13 protein-coding genes are annotated in these 18493 nt (G+C 71.4%); 10 read left to right on the top strand and 3 right to left on the bottom strand.

Annotation, left to right across the window (positions count from 1 at the left end; genetic code table 11):
* The first annotated feature begins 7 nt into the window (after positions 1-7).
* From AB0B63_RS25985 to AB0B63_RS25965, 5 genes are all read left to right on the top strand, one after another.
* The gene (locus tag AB0B63_RS25985) at positions 8-1489 is read left to right on the top strand and encodes an endo-1,4-beta-xylanase (RefSeq protein WP_357023225.1); all 1482 of its coding nucleotides are present in this window, start codon (positions 8-10) and stop codon (positions 1487-1489) included.
* Between the two features lie 207 nt (positions 1490-1696).
* A complete protein-coding gene (locus AB0B63_RS25980; protein ID WP_357023222.1) occupies positions 1697-3238 on the top strand; it encodes a cellulose binding domain-containing protein in 1542 nt (513 codons plus the stop codon).
* Positions 3239-3501: 263 nt separating this feature from the next.
* Positions 3502-5184, top strand: coding sequence for a protein kinase (locus AB0B63_RS25975; protein WP_357023219.1), 1683 nt, complete (start codon positions 3502-3504; stop codon positions 5182-5184).
* Between the two features lie 443 nt (positions 5185-5627).
* Positions 5628-6401, top strand: a complete 774-nt coding sequence (locus AB0B63_RS25970) for a hypothetical protein (RefSeq protein ID WP_357023216.1) — start codon at positions 5628-5630, stop codon at positions 6399-6401.
* Between the two features lie 173 nt (positions 6402-6574).
* On the top strand, positions 6575-6721 hold the full coding sequence (locus AB0B63_RS25965; RefSeq protein ID WP_208564968.1) for a hypothetical protein: 147 nt from the start codon (positions 6575-6577) through the stop codon (positions 6719-6721).
* On the opposite strand, the gene AB0B63_RS25960 is transcribed toward AB0B63_RS25965, so the two are convergent.
* Complete coding sequence (locus tag AB0B63_RS25960; RefSeq protein WP_357023212.1) at positions 6711-7298, bottom strand: helix-turn-helix transcriptional regulator; 588 nt, start codon at positions 7296-7298, stop codon at positions 6711-6713. The genes AB0B63_RS25965 and AB0B63_RS25960 overlap by 11 nt on opposite strands.
* A 47-nt stretch (positions 7299-7345) precedes the next feature.
* Here AB0B63_RS25960 and AB0B63_RS25955 point away from each other — a divergent pair, with 47 nt between their 5' ends.
* The gene (locus AB0B63_RS25955) at positions 7346-8131 is read left to right on the top strand and encodes a class I SAM-dependent methyltransferase (RefSeq protein ID WP_357023209.1); all 786 of its coding nucleotides are present in this window, start codon (positions 7346-7348) and stop codon (positions 8129-8131) included.
* A gap of 51 nt (positions 8132-8182) precedes the next feature.
* On the opposite strand, the gene AB0B63_RS25950 is transcribed toward AB0B63_RS25955, so the two are convergent.
* The gene (locus tag AB0B63_RS25950) at positions 8183-8527 is read right to left on the bottom strand and encodes a GlsB/YeaQ/YmgE family stress response membrane protein (protein ID WP_244251530.1); all 345 of its coding nucleotides are present in this window, start codon (positions 8525-8527) and stop codon (positions 8183-8185) included.
* 246 nt (positions 8528-8773) lie between these two features.
* On the opposite strand from AB0B63_RS25950, the gene trpS reads away from it, so the two are divergent.
* A complete protein-coding gene (gene trpS / locus AB0B63_RS25945) occupies positions 8774-9826 on the top strand; it encodes a tryptophan--tRNA ligase (RefSeq protein ID WP_208565775.1) in 1053 nt (350 codons plus the stop codon).
* An 89-nt stretch (positions 9827-9915) separates the two neighbouring features.
* Here trpS and AB0B63_RS25940 read toward each other — a convergent pair whose 3' ends face one another.
* Positions 9916-10767 carry an SAM-dependent methyltransferase gene (locus AB0B63_RS25940; protein WP_244251529.1) on the bottom strand — a complete coding sequence of 284 codons (852 nt, stop codon included), beginning with the start codon at positions 10765-10767 and terminating at the stop codon, positions 9916-9918.
* Between the two features lie 534 nt (positions 10768-11301).
* Here AB0B63_RS25940 and AB0B63_RS25935 point away from each other — a divergent pair.
* The 3 genes from AB0B63_RS25935 (at position 11302) to AB0B63_RS25925 (ending at position 18222) form a co-directional block, all read left to right on the top strand.
* Entirely contained in the window at positions 11302-12348 is a 1047-nt protein-coding gene (locus AB0B63_RS25935; protein WP_357023205.1) for an SMP-30/gluconolactonase/LRE family protein, read from the top strand.
* Positions 12349-12381: 33 nt separating this feature from the next.
* The gene (locus AB0B63_RS25930; RefSeq protein WP_357023202.1) at positions 12382-14085 is read left to right on the top strand and encodes a PQQ-dependent sugar dehydrogenase; all 1704 of its coding nucleotides are present in this window, start codon (positions 12382-12384) and stop codon (positions 14083-14085) included.
* Between the two features lie 276 nt (positions 14086-14361).
* Positions 14362-18222: a multifunctional oxoglutarate decarboxylase/oxoglutarate dehydrogenase thiamine pyrophosphate-binding subunit/dihydrolipoyllysine-residue succinyltransferase subunit gene (locus tag AB0B63_RS25925; RefSeq protein ID WP_357023199.1), complete on the top strand. Its 3861-nt coding sequence runs from the start codon at positions 14362-14364 to the stop codon at positions 18220-18222.
* The last annotated feature ends 271 nt before the right edge of the window (positions 18223-18493 follow it).

The raw sequence follows: 18493 nt of genomic DNA, 5'->3' as shown, positions 1-18493 counted from the left end.
CGCACAGATGAACGACGTACCCGCTCCATCGAAACGCCTTACCAGGAGCAGCGTCAGGCTGCTGCTGGGCGGGGCCTGCGCCCTGGCGATCACCGTGACCTCGATGGTCGTGGCCACCACCGCCCAGGCCGACCTCAGCGGGCCGCCCGGGACCACGCTGAAGGCCGCCGCCGAGCGCAGCGGCAGGTACTTCGGTGCGGCCATGGGGGCGGACCGGCTCAACGACTCCGGCTTCCTGAACATCGCCAGCCGCGAGTTCGACATGATGACGGCCGTCAACGAGATGAAGCCCGACGCGACCGAGCCCAACCCCGGGCAGTTCGACTTCAGCAGGGGTGACGCGATCTACAACTGGGCCACCCAGCGTGGCATGCGGTTCCGGGGCCACACCCTGGCCTGGCACGCCCAGCAGCCGCGGTTCTGGGGCAGCCTGAGCGGCAGCGCGCTGCGGCAGGCGATGATCAGCCACATCAACGGCGTGATGGCCCACTACAAGGGCAAGCTCTACGCCTGGGACGTGGTGAACGAGGCGTACGCCGAGAACGGCAGTCGCCGGTCGTCGAACCTCCAGTCCACCGGCAACGACTGGATCGAGGTGGCGTTCCGCACCGCCCGGGCCGCCGACCCGTCGGTGAAGCTCTGCTACAACGACTACAACATCGAGAACTGGACGTACGCCAAGACGCAGGGCGTATACAACATGATCAAGGACTTCAAGGCCCGGGGCGTCCCGGTCGACTGCGTCGGTCTGCAGACCCACTTCACCGGGGGCAGCTCGCTGCCGGGCAACTTCCAGCAGACGCTGTCCAGCTTCGCCGCCCTCGGGGTGGACGTGGCGTTGACCGAGGCCGACGTCACCAACGCCTCGACCACCCAGTACGCCGGGCTGACCCAGGCCTGCATGAACGTCCCGCGCTGCGTCGGCATCACCACCTGGGGCATCCGGGACAGCGACTCCTGGCGGGGCAGCGAGAACCCGCTGCTGTTCGACCGCAACAGCAACCCCAAGCCGGCGTACACCTCCGTCCTCAACGCCCTCAACGCGGCCTCCACCACGGTCCCGGGGACGACCACCCCGCCGCCCACCACCCCACCGACCAGCGCTCCGCCGACCACCCCGCCCACCACGCCACCGACCACCCCGCCGACCAGCGAGCCGCCGACCACGCCGCCGCCCACCGGGCAGCCGGGTGGCTGCACCGCGACGTACCGCACGGTCAGCAGTTGGAACGGTGGCTTCCAGGCCGAGATCATCGTGACCAACGGCTCCGCCGCCATCAGCGGCTGGACGGTGCAGCTGACGATGGCCAGCGGACAGACCATCCAGAACGTCTGGAACGGCACCAACACCGGCAACAGCGGCGCGGTGAGCATCCGCAACGCCTCCTACAACGGCGCCCTCGGCCCGAACGCCTCGACCACCCTCGGTTTCCTGGCCAACGGCAGCAGCAGCACCGCGCCCGGCAACATCTCCTGCGCCACCGCCTGATCTCCCGCACCACCGCCTGACGGCGGGCACACCACCCACGCCGACCGGGGCCGCAGCCACCAGCTCCGGACCCGGTCGGCGTCCGGGCCGGCCGGCGGCGACCGGGCGTCGTGGTCGACCAGGGTGTGGGCGACGCCACCGTCGTGGCCGATTCTTGCCGATGCTTCTGCATGTTCCCGGGGCGGCGGAGTCACTTGACTCTTAGTCATGACGCAAACCTGGAAAGCGACCCCCCGCTCGGTGGTCGCCGGTGTGCTGCTCGGCACCACGGTGCTGGTCGGTCCACTGACGGCGGCCTCGCAGGCCGCGCCCAGCCAGCCGTTCGGCACGTCGGCGACGACGCCGACGTCCGAGAACGGCCGCTCCCTGCTCGACCTGATCCCGGCGCAGACCCGGGACCGGATGATCGCCCAGACCCCGCTCGTCGACGCCGCCAACGTCATCCGCACCGCCGTCGACGCCGGCACCCCGCGCGGCTACGCCGGCATCGGGCTGGTGGACGACCATGTCACGCTCTGGTGGAAGGGCACCCTGCCCAAGGACGTCGCGACGGCCGTGACGACCGCTCGCCGCACCGCCCCGGTCGAGGTGGTCGGGGCCACGTACTCCCGTACCGAGTTGAAGAAGGCGGCGGCGAAGCTCACCGCCGTGGTGGACGCCGACCCGAAGGACGCCGCGCACGCCGTCCGGCTGCGTACCGACGGTTCCGGCATCGAGGTCGCCGTCGACCCGAAGGCCGGCGCGAAGCAGCCGAAGCTGCCGGCGACCGGGGTCAGCACCCGGACGGTCGTCCGGGAGCGGATGGTCGAGCGGTCCCGTTACAACGACTCCGCGCCGTACGACGGCGGCATCGGCATCGGCCTGACCACCTACGGCTGCACCGCCGGCTTCGGTGTCCGCAACTACACGACCAACGTGGGCTACCTGCTCACCGCGGAACACTGCGGCCCCATCGGTCAGCCCTGGCACGTCGGCTGGAACACCAACACCAACACCGGCACGTTGATCGGCTACTCGGTCGCCAGCAACGACGACCACGACACCATGCTGGTGTCGACCTCGTCGCCGGGCAGCCACATCTATGTCGGTGGGCAGAACGACGAGGTACGCGCCCAGGTGACCGGCTGGACCCAGGTCTTCCCCGGCCAGCTGCTCTGCCAGTCGGGTTACACCTCGGCCGGTGAGATCGGCGGCCCGGTCTGCAACCTGCGGGTCGACTTCCACTACGACGACATCGAGGACCTGGTCGAGGCCACCCAGCTCGACGGCGACGAGTCGGCCCGGGGCGGCGACAGCGGTGGGCCGGTCTACTCGGTCAACGCCAACGGCACCGTCCTCGCAGCCGGCACCACCACCCGGTCGGCCGGTCCCGGCTTCGGCTTCCAGGACTTCGCCACCGCCCGGGACGACTACGGCGACATCCGGCCGGCCACCACCCTCGCGAGCACCTGCCGGGTGTCGTACGTGGTGACCAACTCCTGGAACGCCGGCTTCAACGTCAGCGTCACCGTCTACAACGACGGCCCGGCCGTCAACGGGTGGTCGCTCGGCTGGACCTTCCCCGGCAGCCAGCTGGTCCAGGGCTACTGGAACGGCGTCTTCCAGCAGACCGGCGCTGCGGTCACGGTGGGCAACGCGAACCACAACGCCAGCATCCCGACCAACGGGGCGGTCAGCTTCGGCTTCACCGCCAGCGGGTCCCCCACTGTGCCGGCACCCTTCAAGCTCAACGGCACCACCTGCAACTGACCCCCTCCCGGCCGCCCCTGGGGACCTCACGGGAAGCGGCGCAGCAGTCTGGTCGTCCGCCACGATCCGGGTGACCACGAAGAGGGCCCCGCCGGTCATCCCGGCGGGGCCCGTCGTGCTCGTCCGCGCCGGTGGGCCCGCCGACGGCACCGGCGGTCCCGGGCTGGCGGGCGATAGGCTGCCGACGGTGTCCGAGTGATCTGAGGGGTACGCGTGAGTGGCGCAACGGTTCGCGGGCTGGTCGTGGTCTGCGGGCAGCCGACGTGAACGACGGGCTGCGTCCCGGCGACCCGGCCCGACTCGGGGGGTACGAGCTGCTCGACCGCCTCGGCGAGGGGGGCATGGGCAGTGTCTTCCTGGCCCGGTCGCCGCAGGGCCGCCGGGTGGCGGTGAAGGTCGTCCGTCCGGAGCTGTCCCACGACGACGAGTTCCGGGGCCGGTTCCGCAGTGAGGTGAACCGGGCCCGCCAGGTCCCGCCGTTCTGCACCGCCGAGGTGCTGGACGCCGACCCGGACCACGACCCGCCCTACCTCGTGGTGGAGTACGTCGAGGGCCCCAGCCTGGCCCAGGTGATCCGCGACGGTGGGCCGCTGGGCTCGGCGCAACTGCACGGCATCGCGGTCGGGGTGGCCACCGCGCTCACCGCGATCCACGGTGCCGGGGTGATCCACCGGGACCTGAAGCCGGCGAACGTGCTGGTGGCACCCGGCGGGATCAAGGTCATCGACTTCGGGATCGCGCGGGCGTTCGAGGCGACCAGCCAGCACACCCGGACCCACCAGATGGTCGGGACCGTCTCGTACATGGCGCCGGAGCGGTTCGACACCGCGTCCGGTCGGGCGGTGGGCCCGGCCGCGGACATCTTCGCCTGGGGTGCCGTGGTCGCCTACGCCGCGACGGGCCGGAATCCGTTCGGGGGTGACTCCGCGACCGCGACCGCGATGCGGATCCTCACCCAACCGCCGGACCTGACCGGTCTGCGGGGGCCGTTGCGGGAGCTGGTCTCCCGGGCGCTGGAGAAGGACCCCGACGTGCGGCCCACCGCGCGGGAGCTGCTCGACGGGCTGTTGACGGTCACCGCCCCGGCGGGTGTTCCGGCCCCGGCAAGCGTTCCGGCCCTGCCCGCCCCGCCGTCCTCCGCCGGTGCCGACCGGCCGTCGGCCGGGTCGCCTGCACCGGTCGCGGCGACCGGCGTCCCCGGCGACGGCCCGGGTGATCCGGCGTCGGCATCGGGTGGCCCGGGCGAACCGTCGGCGGCGGGGGTGGTCGTGGCCGGCCGACGGGTCTCGTCCCGGCGTCGCCTGTTCGTCGGGGTGGGAGCGGCCGTCGCGGTGGTCGCGGTGCTGGTGTCGGGCGCGGTGTTCGGCCCGCGACTGGTCGGCGACCGGTCGACCCCGGATCCGACCGGCGCGGCAGCCGGCGGGCCGACGGCGGGTGGCCCGACGACCACCGCATCCGGATCGGGTACGCCACCCGCGTCGCCGTCCGCCGCGGACCGTACCCGGGCCATCCTGGCCGGGCAGCGGCAGATCCTGCTGCACGTGGTGGAGATCGACCGTGACCTCTCGTTGCCGTTCGACGGTGTGGTGGGGGTCGGCGACGGGACCACGCCGGACGCCCGTTTCGTGCTCGACCCGGTCGGCGTCGACTTCATGATCAAGTCGCTGAATCCGCAGATCGCCCACCGGCCCTGCCTCGGCGTCAAGCTCGACGCGCAGGGGTACGCCTCCCTGGTGGGCACCGACTGCGAGCCGACCGCGGCGACGCTCTTCGGGATCTCCCGGGAGGGCAAGGACGACAAGGGGCGACTCGCCTACGCCATCGTCAGCGAGCAGTACGGCGTGGTGCAGTGGAGCCCGTCCCAGAGGAAGATCTACGTGGAGGTTCTCGGCGACGCCCCGGTGGGCACCACGTTCAGCCTGGTCGACCGGGGCGCGGTCGGCTAGCTGGGGAGCCGTGCGCCGCGACCCGGTCGGGTGGCGACCGGGCTCCGCGCGCCGGGATCGACCGGCTCGCCCGGGCCCACCGGGCGTGCTGATGTCTGTCGATGTTGCCTGATCGGATCCGGTCGTGCTGGAATGGCTCAGATCGCCGCAGCACGGGGGCAACCGCGCTGGCAACGGTGAGCACGGGAGCAGCGCAGTGCCGGCACCGCGCCAGTTCGGCAGCCGCGGGTGCCGCATCGCCGGGCCAGCACCAACGGCGACGGGCAGGTGTCCCGTCGTCGGTGTCCCCGCCTCGTCTTCCCGCACCCGCCGAGACCGCCCCACCTCTGACCGCCGCAGGCGTCCGACGCGCCCGGGACGAGGTCGGTGGTGCTCGGGTCGGCCGGGATTTCCCGCTGAGCCCTGCCCGCGTGGTGGGGGTCGGCCGTCATGGAGGAAAGACCATGCGCAGTCTCCTCGCGGTGTTCACCGCCGCCCTGATCCTCGGCACCGCAGCCGGCAGTGTCCCGGCCGGCCCGTCGACGGCCGCCGAGCGGTCGTGCCCCCGTGGCCTGCTGTTCTGTGAGGACTTCGACCGGCTGCCCCTCGGGGGTCCCCGCACGGTGAACTGGGGCGTCGACACCCGCCACGGCACGCTCACCGTCGAGCGCGCCCGGCGCGGCAACCAGGTGCTGCACCTGCACACGGTCGACAACGGACGCGCCTTCCTGCGGGTCGACGACTTCGCCGCGCCCGGCAACCGCTTCTACGGGCGGATGCGGCTGCGGGTCGACGCCTTCCCCACCGCCCCGGACTGGGCGCACTTCACACTGGTCGAGGCGACCGGCACCGGCAGCACGGAGGTCGTCCGCCCGGTCGGCGGCCAGTACGCGCCGACCGTCCCCGGCACCTTCTGGGGGGTGGGCGCCGACGGTGGCCCGACGGGCGACTGGACCAACTGGCGGGAGTCCGCCCCGGTCGTCGAGGACACCTGGCAGTGCTTCGAGTGGCAGCTCGACCCGGCGGACAACCGGGTCGCCGTGTGGATCGACGGCGTGGCGAACCCGGACCTGACCGCCTCCACCACCGCACACGGCGGCAACGACGTGCCCTTCGTGTTGCCCACGGTCGACACCGTGAAGATCGGTTGGCAGCTCTACCAGGGTGGTACGACCCCGGGCGCGTTCGACCTGTGGATCGACGACATCGCCCTGTCCACCAAGCGGCTCGGCTGCTGACACCTGCCGGTTGCGCCCTCCGGGCGGGACGACGATCCGTCGTCGTCCCGCCCGGACGGGTGTAGGGCGGGACAGGTCGACCCGGGACGGTTGCCCGGGGGGTGGGTTTCCCGACCGGGCTGTCCGGGGTAGAGAGCATCCCGCCCGTTCGTCAACCTCCTGAGGGGACAGTCATGTCGGCACAGGCGTTTCTCTATGTCATCGCGGTCATCCTGCTCGTGCTCGCCGCCCTGCCGATCCCCACCCGGGGGTTCTCGCTGGCGCTGCTCGGGGCGGCGTGCGCGCTGCTGGCCTACGCCTGGCCGGTGATCACCGGCTAGCCGCCGGGCGGCCCGGATGCGGCGGGTGTGGGCCGAGGTGGCTGCGCTCGCCCTCGTGGTCGAGGATGCAGAGGATCTCGGCCGGGCCGTCGTGCGCGCCGAACGCGTGCGGGACCAGGGTGGAGAACTCGGCGGCCTCGTTCGTGCCGACGAGGATCGTCCGGTCCCCGAGGCGCAGCTCGATGGTGCCGGAGAGCACGGTGAACCAGTCCCGGCCCGGGTGTACCCGCAGGTCGGTCGGGACGTCCCGGGTGATCCGCAGCTTGGCGACGGTCTGGTTGCTGTCCCGGGAGAGCAGCCAGGTGGTGACGCCCCGGTCCTCGTCGCAGTGCGGACGGATCACGACGTCGTCGTCGGCGTCGGACTCGACCAGCCGGTCGAGGGTGATGCCCAGCACCCGGGCGATCGTGGCGATCTGGTCCAGGGCGACCCGCCGGTGTCCGGTCTCGATCCGGCTGAGCGTGGACGGGCTGATCAGGCAGCGGTGGGCCAGCTCGTCCAGCGACCAGCCCCGGGCCACCCGCAGGCTGCGGATGCGCTGCCGGACCAGGGTCTCCAGATCCTTGTCTTGCCTCATGGGCAAGATGCTATGCCATTCAGGCATGGTCGGGCTACCGTTTCCCCATGGCACACGACCACCTCATCGAGCTGCTCGACCTGGACGCGGAGGTGCTCCACGAGTACTTCCGCGACGTGATCGGCTGGGTCGGCCGCGAGGCCACCGCGCAACCCCATGTCGTCGACCTCGGTGCCGGCACCGGCACCGGTTCCCTCGCCCTCGCGCGGGAGCTGCCCGGCTCCACCGTCACCGCGGTCGACCTCTCCCCGGAGATGCTGTCCCACCTGCGTGACCGGGCCGACGCGGCCGGGCTGGGCGACCGGATCCGCACCGTCGAAGCCGATCTCGACCAGCCCTGGCCCGACCTGCGGCCGGTCGAGGTGATCTGGGCCGCCGCGTCGATGCACCACATGAAGGATCCGGCGACCGCGCTCGCGTCCGCGTACGGCATGTTGCGACCGGGCGGTCTACTGGTGATCGCCGAACTGGAATCGTTCCCGCACTTCCTCACCGGCACCCCGGACGAGGAGGTGGAGCGGCGCTGGCACGCCGAGGCGGCGAAGCGGCGGCAGGAGGCGGGCCTGCACATGCACGAGAACTGGGGCGAGCGGATGAGGCAGGCCGGATTCACCTCGGTCACCGAGCGGCACTTCGACATCGACCTGCGACCACCGGTACCGGCCGCCACCACCCGCTACGCGCAGGCCACGCTGAGCCGGATGCGCCACGGGCTGGAAGGGCGGCTCTCCGCCCTGGACCTCGCCGCCCTGGAGCAGACCGTGGCAGGTCTGGCGACCCGTGCCGCCCTCAGCGTCCGTACCGGGCGGACGGTCTGGCTGGCCCGCCGCTGACCGCACCGGTTCCGTACCGCCCGGCCGTGGCCCCGCCCGACCCGCACCCGGTCAGCTCCGGGTGCGGGTCCTGGTCCGGGTCGGTCGCCGGCGGTCGTCGTCGCCACCGGCGAGCCGCGTGTAGGTGAGCATGTTCGCCACGGCGACACCGACCACCCCGAAGCCGACCTGGAGCGCGAGCACGATCCAGTCCCAGCGCAGCACCCAGACCTGCACCGGAGCATCGTCGGCGATGCCCAACGCCCGGGCGACCACGGTGCCGAGCACGGCCGCACCGACACCGATGACGAAGGTGGCGAAGACACCGATCCGTTGCCGGCCGGGCAGCACCAGCCGACCGAGCAGGCCGACGAGGGCACCGATGAGCACCGCACCGAGATAACCGGTCACCAGCATCGAGTCACTCCCTCCCGAGGGTGGGGGAGTACATGCCCGCCCGGCGTACCACCGGAAACCTCCGCACCGCCGCGGACGGTCATCCGGTCCCCGCCGATTCGGTGCGGGTCGGGATCGCGTCGCCGGTGTCCGAAGTGGGGTCCGTGTCATCATGGCGTCGAGACCGACCCTTCAGGAGATGGTGTGAATTCCGCCGTACCCCAGACCGAAGATGCCGGTGCCGCTGCCTCAGCCCGGCCGACCGACGTGCTCGGGACATCCGCCGCGCAGGCCCGCAGCGCCGTGCTGGAGGAGCTGATCCGTAAGGATCCGGGGCAGTTCCGGGTGCTCACCGGTGACCGTCCCACCGGCCGCCTGCACCTCGGTCACTTCTTCGGCACGCTGCACAACCGGGTCCGGCTCCAGGAACTCGGGGTGGAGCTGTTCGTGGTCATCGCGGACTACCAGGTCCTCACCGACCGCGACGTGGCGGACAATCTGCTCCAGCACGTCGAGGAACTGGTCCTGGACTACCTGGCCATCGGGGTGGACCCGGCCCGCAGCACGATCTTCACGCACGGGGCGGTGCCGGCGCTCAACCAGTTGATGCTGCCGTTTCTCAGCCTCGTCTCGGTGTCGGAACTCAACCGCAATCCCACCGTCAAGGACGAGATCTCGCATTCGCGGCAGTCCGCCGTCAGCGGCCTGATGTTCACCTATCCCGTCCACCAGGCTGCCGACATCCTGTTCTGCAAGGCGAATCTGGTGCCGGTCGGCCAGGACCAGCTCCCGCACCTCGAACTCACCCGGACGATCGCCCGTCGTTTCAACGACCGGTACGGCTGCGGCAAGGCGGTGTTCCCCCAGCCCGACGCGCTGTTGTCGAGTGCTCCGCTGCTGCTCGGCACGGACGGCACCAAGATGAGCAAGAGCCGGAACAACGCCATCACCCTGGCCGCCACCGCCGACGAGACCGCCCGCCTGGTCAAGGGGGCCAAGACCGACTCGGAGCGGCACATCAGCTACGACCCGGCCACCCGACCGGAGGTGTCGTCGCTGCTGCTGCTGGCGGGCCTGTGTCAGGGGCGTACCCCGGAGCAGGTGGCCGCCGACATCGGGTCGGCGGGGGCGGCGGCGCTCAAGAAGGTCGTCACCGAGTCGGTCAACGAGTACCTGGCCCCGATCCGGGCCCGTCGGGCCGAGTACGGGCAGGACCGCGCCCACCTGCGGGCCATCCTGGGTGAGGGCAACGAGCGGGCGCGCGCGGTCGCCGACGCCACCCTCGCCGAGGTGCGGGCGGCGATGAACACCTGCTACTGACGCCGGCCGTGGCCGGTGGCGTGCTCGGGGAGCCTGCCGCCGGCCACGGGTGGGGCCGGCGGCAGGTCACCGACGGCAGCGCCCGACGTTCAGACCTTGCGGGCCACCCCACCGACGATGGTGTGGTAGGTGGCGGTCTGCCTGGTGTCCTCTTCGCCGTCCGGGTGCCACTCGGCCAGCGGGACCAGCCCGGGCGGGATCAGCTCCAGGTCGCCGAAGAAGCCGAGGATCTCGTCGCGGGTACGCCAACGGCCGGTGCCCAGCGTCTCGTTGAAGACCTTCTCCACCGCCCGCGCCTTCGCGGAGACCTCGGGCTGGGTCTCGCCCGGGTCGTAGAAGTGCGAGATGGCCAGGTAGCTGCCGGTGGGCAGGGCGTCGATCAGCCGGCGGGCCACCCCGGCGGGATCGTCGTCGTCGTGCAGGTGGTGCAGGATCGCCAGGAGCAGCAGTCCGACCGGCTGGTCGAAGTCGATCAGCTTGCGGTCGCGCATCTCCGCCAGCAGCTCGTCCGGCTGCCGGACGTCGGCACCGACCACGGTGGTGGTCCGGGCGTCGGCGAGCAGGGCCCGGCCGTGGGCGAGGGCCATCGGGTCGTTGTCCACGTAGACCACCCGGGCGTCCGGGTCGACCTGGTGGGCGATCTCGTGCACGTTGCCCCGGGTGGGCAGGCCGGAGCCGAGGTCGAGGAACTGGCGGATGCCGGCTTCGGCGGCCAGGTAGCGGACCGACCGGCGCAGGAAGGCCCGGCAGGCCCGCCCGGCCTCCGGACCGTCCGGGGTGACCTGCATCGCCATCTGGGCGGCCTCCCGGTCGACCGCGAAGTTGTCCTTGCCGCCGAGGTAGTAGTCGTACACCCGGGCGATGCTGGGCCGGGTGGTGTCGACGCCCGGCGGCGCCACCTTGTCGCTCGTCAACGCTTCGATCCCTCCGAACAGGGCCATGGTCGGTGAATACTGGCGGGGAGACCACGACACCCATGGCTGCCGAACCGGTGCCGGCCCACGACGTGGGTCGGATCTGCCCTGAGGGTAGATGAGCGCGCTCCCATCGTCGATTCCGCCTCTGTCGGTAACGCGGCAGGAGAGTGCGAATCAGGACTGTCGGTGCGTCTGCCCGGCCCGATCGGCGTCCACAGTCGACCGGTCCACGATGGTCGACGACGGAACGTCTCCGCCGTTGCGGCGACAGGCCGCGCCGCAGCGGCCGGACGGACGCGGGGAAATCCATCGACCAGACCCGATCACCATGTGGACCGGCCCGGTGGCCGGCGTCCGGAAGTTCCCGGTAGTCCATCGACATTGACCAGCATCTTAGTAAGAAATCCGGATCATTGCCGGGATCGGTGGATCGCCACCCATGCGGTGGGGTGGTTCCTAATTTATGCTGCCCGTGACACATCGATACCGGTGTATCAATGCCGGTGCCACCCCGCGACCGCCAACGACGGCCGCTCCGTTCGCCGATCGGAGTTCCCGATGGTCCTGCAACCGGCCGCCACCGTGCTGGCCAGCCTCCTGCTCGCCCTGCCCGCCGCCGTCCCGGCGGGCCCCGACACCGCGCCCGCACCGCCGGCAGGTCAGCCCGCCGCCCTCGCCGGCCCGCCCGGCGCACCGCCCGGTGTCTGCCCGACCGGCACCGGATACGGCCCGCCGCTGCCGTCGACCTCGGTCACGGCCACGAAGATCCGTGGCGGCTTCGCCTTCCTGGAGGGCCCCGTCTGGATCGCCGACCGGGGCTACCTGCTCTTCTCCGACATGGCTGCGGCGACCGGGTCGGAGTGGGTCCAGCCGTCGACGATCAGGCGGTTCACCCCGCCGGCCACCTTCGACACCTTCCTCGGCAACGCCGGCAGCAACGGGCTCGCGCTCACCCCCGACGGGCAGCAGCTCGTGGCCGCCACGCACGACCAGCGCAGCGTCTCGACGTACCGGCTCGACAACCTGGCCCGGGGGGTCGTCGCCGGCAACTACCAGGGCCGGGCGTTCAACTCGCCGAACGACGTGGCGGTCCGCTCCGACGGCGTCGTCTACTTCACCGACCCCAACTTCCAGCGCGGCAACCGCCCCGACCAGATGGGCGGGCGGACCAGCGTCTTCCGTGTCTCGAACGGCCAGGTGTCGCTGGTCGACGACGCGCTGCGCCAGCCCAACGGCATCGCGCTCTCCCCGGACGGCGGCACCCTCTACGTCGGCGCCTACGGCGAGAACAAGATCTACAAGTACGCCGTCCAGCCCGACGGCAGCACCGGCCCCCGCAGCGTGTTCGTCAACTACGTCGGGGGTCCGGACGGCGGCACGATCGACTGCGCCGGCAACGTCTACTGGACGTCCGGCGGCGACGGGCTGGTGCACGTCTACTCGCCCACGGGCAGCCAGCTCGGCACGATCCGGTCCGGCCCCAGCGGCACCACCAACGTGGCGTTCGGCGGGTCCGACCGGCGCACCCTCTTCGTCACCTCGGGCCGTACCAACGACTCCGGTTTGTACAGCGTGCGGCTCAACGTGCCCGGCTACCCGTACTGACCACGACCAGGCTCTGAGAAAGGGACGTATCGCGTGCGAATCAGTCCTCGGCATGCCACCCTGGCCCTGTTGACCAGCGCCTGCACCATCCTGGCCGGCGCACCCGTCTCCGCCGGCCCGCCAACCGCGCCGGGCGGGACGACCCTCGCCCGGGCCGCCGCCGACACCCGGCCGCCCACCGCGCCGGGCTACCTGCGCAGCAGCAGGCTGACCTGTCAGTCCGTCACGCTCACCTGGTCCGCGTCCCGGGACGACGTCGGGGTCGCGTACTACGACATCTACCACGACGGCCAACTGGTCACCTCGGTCGCCGGCAACACGCTCACCGCCACCCTCACCGTCGCGCAGGGCGTCACCTGGGGGTGGTACGTCAACGCCCGGGACGCCGCCGGCAACGTGTCGCAGGCCAGTGCCACGCTCTCCGTGACACCGCCGTTCTGCCAGTCGGACACCCAGCGGCCCACCACCCCGACAAACCTCGCCGGCACCGCCAACGGCACCGACGTGACCCTGACCTGGACGGCGTCCACCGACAACGTGGCGGTCACCCGGTACGACATCCTGCGCGGCGGGGTGACGGTCGGCTCGGTCACCGGCACGGCCGCCAACCCGCCGGCGACCTCGTTCACCGACACCGGGCTGGCCGCCGCCACCGAGTACCAGTACACGGTCGTCGCCCGGGACGCGCAGGGCAACACCTCCACGGCGAGCAGCGCGGTGACCGTGCGCACCGGGTCGGCCTGCACCAGCGCGGTCTGCGGCACGACGGTGGTCACCACCGAGCGGGACCTGCCGTGGGGGCTGGTGCAACTGCCCGACGGCACGGTGCTCTACGGCCGGCGTGACCTGTTCGACGTCGTCGCGATGAACCCGGACGGCAGCAACAAGCGCAGCATCGGCACGGTGCCCAACGTGGCCGGCACCAACGGCGAGGGCGGGGTGCTCGGCCTGGCCGTGTCGTCGAGCTTCACCACCGACCGGTGGCTGTACATCTACCACACCACCACGACCGACAACCGGATCGTCCGCATCCGCTACGACGGCACGTTGCAGACGGGCACGGTGCAGGTGCTGGTCACCGGCATCCCGCGCAACAAGTACCACAACGGGGGGCGGCTGCGCTTCGGCCCCGACGGGATGCTCTACGCCGCCACCGGCGACGGGCAGAGCCCGGACCGCGCCCAGGACGTCAACGACCTGGGCGGCAAGGTGCTGCGGGTACGCCCCGACGGCACCGTGCCGTCGGACAACCCGTTCGGCAACGCGGTGTGGAGCTACGGGCACCGCAACCCGCAGGGGCTGGCGTTCGACTCCCGGGGCCGGCTCTTCGAGCAGGAGTTCGGCAACAACGTCATGGACGAGACCAACATCATCGTCCGGGGCGGCAACTACGGGTGGCCGGCCTGCGAGGGAACCACGGGCAGCTGCACCAACCCGAACTTCATCGCCCCGGTACGCACCTACCCGGTGGCCGAGGCGTCGTGCAGCGGCCTGGCCATCGTCCGGGACGTGCTGTATCTCGGCTGCCTGCGGGGCAACCGGATGTACCGGGCGGTGATCAGTGGGAACACCCTCACCGACGTGCAGCAGTACTTCGTCGGCACGTACACCCGGCTGCGGACCGTCGAGCCGACCCTCGACGGGAACCTGTGGTTGACCACGAGTACCGGCGGTGACAAGGACAGCATCCCCAACAACAGCAACGAGCGGATCCTCAAGGTGACCCTGGGCAGGTAGCCGGGTCCGCTGCGCGTCCGGTCGCCGCGACGGCGTACCACCGGACCACCACCTGCGGTGCGGTCGCCGACCCTCCCGGTCGGCGACCGCACCGGCCCGGGCCCGCACCTGACCCCGGCGGAGCGGGACCGGACCTCCGGTGGAGCGGGATCCGCCGGTGGGCCGTGTCCACAATGCTGGGACGTGTCGGCGTAGCCTGAATCGGACGTGGTTTCCGTCCACCGTGATGAGATCGCCGCGTGCCGTCAATCCGAGGTGAAAGAGGCGAACCCGGCTGTGTCGACCCAGCAGACCTCGCAGGACAATCCGCTCGCGGATTTCGGTCCCAACGAGTGGATCGTCGACGAGATGTACCAGCGCTATCTGGCCGATCCGACGAGCGTCGACCATGCCTGGCACGACTTCTTCGCCGACTACCGACCGCCACCGGCCACCCCCACCCCGCCGCCGGCCTCGACCGCCCTGCCACCGGGCTCGACCGCCCTGCCACCGGGCTCGACCGCCCTGCCACCGGGCTCGACCGCCCTGCCACCGGCCTCGCCCGCCCTGCCTCGGGACTCGGCCGCGCGAGAGGGCGCGGCTGCGCCGGATGTGGTGGGGCCCGTGGACGCCCACGCCGGGGCGGCGACCGGGGCGGGCGCACCGACCCCGCCGACCGCCCGGGTCGGGCGGGCTCCCGCGTCCGGCGAGCGGGCCGGGTCGCCCGGTGGGCGGTCCGGCGGAACCCGGGCGACCGGTGGGAAGACGTCCGGCGGTGGCGCGGCGGGTGACCCGGCCACCGCCGCGAGCACGGTCCCGCTGCGCGGGGTCGCGGCCCGCATCGTGCAGAACATGAGCAGCTCGCTGCACGTGCCGACCGCCACCAGTGTCCGCGCCGTGCCGGCCAAACTGCTGGTGGACAACCGCATCGTGATCAACAATCACCTCGCCCGGGGCCGGGGTGGCAAGGTCAGCTTCACCCACCTGATCGGTTGGGCGCTGGTGCGCGCGGTCGTCGCGCATCCGGAGATGAACAACTCCTACGCCGAGGTGGACGGCAAGCCCGCGCTGGTGCAGCCGGAGCACGTCAATCTCGGTATCGCCATCGACCTGGCCCGGCCGGACGGCACCCGCACCCTGGTCGTACCGTCGATCAAGAAGTGCGAAAGCATGGACTTCCGGCAGTTCTGGCAGGCCTACGAGGATCTGATCCGGCGGGCCCGGCGCGGCGAGCTGACCACGGAGGACCACTCGGGCACGACGATCTCGCTGACCAACCCGGGCGGCATCGGCACCGTGCACTCGGTGCCCCGGCTGATGCCCGGCCAGAGCGCGATCATCGGGGTCGGTGCGATGGAGTACCCGGCACCGTACTCGGGCATGTCCGACGAGACCCTTGCCGACCACGGCATCAGCAAGGTCACCACGTTGACCAGCACGTACGACCACCGGGTGATCCAGGGCGCGCAGTCCGGCGAGTTCCTCAAGACGGTCCACGAGCTGCTGCTCGGTGAGCACGGCCTCTACGACGACATCTTCACCTCGCTGCGCATCCCGTACGAGCCGGTGCGCTGGATGCGGGACGTGGCCCGGACCTCCGAGGGGCAGATCGACAAGGCCGCCCGGGTGATCGAGCTGATCCACGCCTACCGGGTGCGCGGGCACCTGATGGCCGACACCGATCCGCTCGAGTTCACGATCCGCCGGCACCCCGACCTGGACGTCCTGCAACATGGTCTGACCCTGTGGGACCTCGACCGGACCTTCCCGGTCGGTGGCTTCGCCGGCCGGCAGAAGATGCGGCTGCGTGACGTGCTCGGCGTCCTGCGGGACACCTACTGCCGCCGGGTCGGCGTCGAGTACATGCACATCCAGGAGCCGGAGGAGCGTCGCTGGATCCAGGAGCGCATCGAGATCAGGTACACCAAGCCGGACCCGGACGAACAGCAGCACCTGCTCAACCGGCTCAACGCCGCCGAGGCGTTCGAGACCTTCCTGCAGACCAAGTACGTCGGTCAGCGTCGCTTCTCGCTGGAGGGTGGCGAGTCGCTGATCCCGCTGCTCGACGAGGTGCTCCAGGCCTGTGCCGAGGGCGGCTTCCACGAACTGGTCATCGGCATGGCCCACCGGGGCCGGCTCAACGTGCTCGCCAACATCGTCGGCAAGCCGTACGAGAAGATCTTCAACGAGTTCGAGGGCCAGATGGACCCGGACTCGGCGCACGGCTCCGGCGACGTGAAATACCACCTCGGGCAGACCGGCAGGTACACCACGCCCGACGGCCAGCACTGCACCACCGTCAGCGTGGTGGCCAACCCGTCGCACCTGGAGGCCGTCGATCCGGTGCTGGAGGGCATCGTCCGGGCCAAGCAGGACCGGCTCGACCTGGGCCTGGAGGGCTACACGGTGCTGCCGGTGCTGGTGCACGGTGACGCCGCGTTCGCCGGGCAGGGGGTCGTCGCCGAGACGCTCAACCTGTCGCAGCTGCGTGGCTACCGCACCGGCGGGACCGTGCACGTGGTGGTCAACAACCAGGTCGGCTTCACCACCGCCCCGGAGTACAGCCGTTCGTCGCTCTACTGCACCGACGTGGCCCGGATGATCCAGGCGCCGATCTTCCACGTCAACGGCGACGACCCGGAGGCGGTGATCAGGGTCGCCCGGCTGGCCTTCGAGTACCGCCAGGCGTTCAACAAGGACGTCGTGATCGACCTGGTCTGCTACCGCCGCCGTGGGCACAACGAGGGCGACGACCCGTCGATGACCAACCCCCGGATGTACGAGATCATCGATGCCAAGCGCAGCGTCCGGAAGATCTACACCGAGGAGTTGATCGGCCGGGGCGACATCACCGTCGAGACCGCGCAGCAGCAGCTCCGCGAGTACCAGGCTGAGCTGGAGCGGGTCTTCAAGGCCAGCCGGGACGTGGCCGTCGCGCCGTCGCGGGCCCGCCCGTCCTGGTCCGCGGTGCCCGAACCGCAGGTCGACACCGCCGTCGACGCGGCGGCCGTCCGTGCGGTCGGCGAGGCGCACCTGCACCTGCCGGAGGGGTTCACCGCGCACAAGCGGGTCCAGCAGGTGTTGCAGCGGCGGGCGCGGATGGCGGTCGAGGGCGGTATCGACTGGGGCTTCGGTGAGCTGGTCGCCTTCGGCTCGCTGCTGGGCCAGGGCGTCACCGTCCGGTTGGCCGGCCAGGATTCGCGACGCGGCACGTTCACCTCACGGCACGCCGCGGTCGTCGACGCGGCCACCGGTGAGTCGTACCTGCCGCTGTCCCGCCTGGCCGCCGGCGACGCCCGGTTCTTCGTGCACGACTCGCTGCTGAGCGAGTACGCCGCCATGGGCTTCGAGTACGGCTACTCGGTGGAGAACCCCGATGCGCTGGTGCTCTGGGAGGCGCAGTTCGGTGACTTCGCCGACGGCGCGCAGTCCATCATCGACGAGTTCCTCTCCTCCGGCGAGCTGAAGTGGGGGCAGCGGTCGTCGCTGGTGCTGCTGCTGCCGCACGGGCAGGAGGGACAGGGGCCGGACCACTCGTCCGGGCGGCCGGAGCGCTTCCTGCAACTGTGCGCGCAGGACAACATGCGGGTCGCCATCCCCAGCACCCCGGCCAACTACTTCCATCTGCTGCGCCGGCAGGCCCTGTCGGCCAAGCGCAAGCCGCTGGTGGTCTTCTCGCCGAAGTCGCTGCTGCGGCACCGGCTCTGCGTCTCGGACGTGGCGGCCTTCACCACCGGCGGTTTCCAGCCGGTGCTGGACGACGGCGGGCCGGGTGTCGAGGCGCCGTCCGCCGGGACGGTCAGGCGGGTGCTGCTCTGCTCCGGCAAGGTCTACTACGACCTGGTGCAGGCCCGCGCCGACCGCGGCATCGGCGACACCGCCATCGTCCGGTTGGAGCAGCTCTACCCGCTGCCGGTCGGGGAACTCCGGGCGGTGCTCGACCGGTACCCCCACGCGGAGGACGTCGCCTGGGTGCAGGAGGAGCCGGCCAACCAGGGTGCCTGGTCGTTCGTGGCGCTCAACCTGGTGGAGCACCTGGACGGGGTGCGGCTGCGCCGCGTCTCCCGTCCGGCCGCCGCCGCCCCGGCGGTCGGCTCCGCCAAGCAGCACGAGGTCGAGCAGGCCGCGATCGTCGACGCGGCGCTGCCGCAGCCCTGAGGTACGGGTGACGAACGGACGGGGCGGCCCGCCGGTGTGGTGAGCCGCCCCGTCCGTCGGGGTTCGGGTGGTGGGGTCAGCCGGTGACCTCGGTCGGGGCGTACGTCTCCCGGAGCGGACGGGTGTCGCGGCGTCGGCCCGTCCGGGGTGCCCGATCGCCTTGCGCCCGGGGTGGCTGGTGGGCCGAACTGGACCAGGTCAGCGACAAGTATTTACAATGGTCTTTGTTAACGCTCACACCCGTCCCGGTGCCGAGACCACCTCGTCCTGT

It is taken from the genome of Micromonospora sp. NPDC049081 (genome assembly GCF_040648835.1).
In the GTDB taxonomy this organism is placed as follows: Bacteria; Actinomycetota; Actinomycetes; order Mycobacteriales; family Micromonosporaceae; genus Micromonospora; species Micromonospora antibiotica.
Note: the sequence above shows the minus strand (reverse complement) of the source record. Positions and strands in the feature narration are given on the sequence as shown.

Excerpts from the sequence above, each read along its gene's own strand:
- AB0B63_RS25980 (WP_357023222.1), top strand. The coding sequence starts at position 1,697 with ATGACGCAAACCTGGAAAGCGACCCCCCGCTCGGTGGTCGCCGGTGTG.
- AB0B63_RS25950 (WP_244251530.1), bottom strand. The coding sequence starts at position 8,527 with ATGCTGGTGACCGGTTATCTCGGTGCGGTGCTCATCGGTGCCCTCGTC.
- AB0B63_RS25960 (WP_357023212.1), bottom strand. The coding sequence starts at position 7,298 with ATGAGGCAAGACAAGGATCTGGAGACCCTGGTCCGGCAGCGCATCCGC.
- AB0B63_RS25955 (WP_357023209.1), top strand. The coding sequence starts at position 7,346 with ATGGCACACGACCACCTCATCGAGCTGCTCGACCTGGACGCGGAGGTG.
- AB0B63_RS25940 (WP_244251529.1), bottom strand. The coding sequence starts at position 10,767 with ATGGCCCTGTTCGGAGGGATCGAAGCGTTGACGAGCGACAAGGTGGCG.
- AB0B63_RS25965 (WP_208564968.1), top strand. The coding sequence starts at position 6,575 with ATGTCGGCACAGGCGTTTCTCTATGTCATCGCGGTCATCCTGCTCGTG.
- AB0B63_RS25935 (WP_357023205.1), top strand. The coding sequence starts at position 11,302 with ATGGTCCTGCAACCGGCCGCCACCGTGCTGGCCAGCCTCCTGCTCGCC.
- AB0B63_RS25985 (WP_357023225.1), top strand. The coding sequence starts at position 8 with ATGAACGACGTACCCGCTCCATCGAAACGCCTTACCAGGAGCAGCGTC.
- AB0B63_RS25970 (WP_357023216.1), top strand. The coding sequence starts at position 5,628 with ATGCGCAGTCTCCTCGCGGTGTTCACCGCCGCCCTGATCCTCGGCACC.